Origin of the sequence: Sphingomonas sp. Leaf339 (assembly GCF_001426195.1) — a bacterium.
GTDB lineage: Bacteria > Pseudomonadota > Alphaproteobacteria > Sphingomonadales > Sphingomonadaceae > Sphingomonas.
The window spans coordinates 1-506 of the sequence record NZ_LMRS01000031.1 but is presented as its reverse complement, the minus strand read 5'-3'; the positions used below and the strand labels follow the sequence as shown (position 1 = coordinate 506).

Here is a 506-nt window from a genome sequence, read left to right as displayed (position 1 = left end):
CGCCTGACGTGTCACTCATGATCGGCCCTTAGCGTTCCAGCGCCAGCGGATCGAGATTGTCGACAGGGCCAGTTCCGCCTTTTCGGTCCAGTTGGCCTGCAACTGATCCAGCTTGCCCGGTTATTGGCCCACCGCCCGACCTCCTGCTTCTCGGCGTTGTCGAGTTCCCTCATCGGCGACCGTCCTTCAGCGTCAGGCCGCCGACATCCACCGCATTGGCCTGTGCGTGGCCCGACCGGCGGCCGCTGTTGCGCGGCGACCCCACGACGTTGCGGCAGGCATAGAGGAACTCGAGTAGCTGTTCCTCGCCTGACGTGTCACTCATGATCGGCCCTTAGCGTTCGATGAGAACGTAGCGGCATGGGAGGCGGCGTTCGCAGGGGTCGGCGTGACGTTCGACCGACAGGTGATCCATGACCAGATAGATCAGATTTCAGGCTTGTCTACGACTTGGTGATCCGAACTGGATACCCCTCCCATATCGGGACGCCGATGCTCCATCGCCA

Annotated in this window: 1 protein-coding gene; it reads right to left on the bottom strand. The window is 62.3% G+C overall.

All coding sequences use genetic code 11. From position 1 onward, the window contains the following. Positions 1 to 169: 169 nt before the first annotated feature. A complete protein-coding gene (locus ASG67_RS18420) occupies positions 170 to 325 on the bottom strand; it encodes an extensin family protein (RefSeq protein WP_082543504.1) in 156 nt (51 codons plus the stop codon). Positions 326 to 506 lie beyond the last annotated feature (181 nt).

Bases quoted from the DNA above. Each gene is read 5' to 3' on its own strand.
- ASG67_RS18420 (WP_082543504.1), bottom strand. From the start codon at position 325: ATGAGTGACACGTCAGGCGAGGAACAGCTACTCGAGTTCCTCTATGCC.